Source organism: Streptobacillus felis (assembly GCF_001559775.1).
GTDB lineage: Bacteria > Fusobacteriota > Fusobacteriia > Fusobacteriales > Leptotrichiaceae > Streptobacillus > Streptobacillus felis.
In genome coordinates, this window is the sequence record NZ_LOHX01000080.1 from 1 (window position 1) to 269 (window position 269).

Below are 269 nucleotides of genomic sequence, written 5' to 3' on the forward strand. Positions count from 1 at the left end.
TAAAGAAAATATCTAAAGATTCTAAAACAGTAGTTTTACCCACATCATTTCTCCCTATTATTGCTGTTAAATTATCAAATTCAAAATTTACTTCATTACTATCTCCTCTTAAATTATTAATTTTAATTGATGCTATTTTCATATAATTATTCACTCCTTTATAATGTACTGTAAAGCAACAGAACGAAATTCATTTTTTCTTTTAACAGTTTATTTTTATTTTTTAAACATCATATCTTTATTAAATATCCTTACTATTTTCTTTAATA

Annotated in this window: 1 protein-coding gene; it reads right to left on the bottom strand. The window is 20.8% G+C overall.

Features of this window, described 5'->3' with window-relative positions; all coding sequences use genetic code 11:
* Nucleotides 1-142: AAA family ATPase (locus tag AYC60_RS09545; RefSeq protein WP_156447625.1), on the bottom strand; the 142-nt coding region annotated here is incomplete at its 3' end.
* Nucleotides 143-269: the final 127 nt, after the last annotated feature.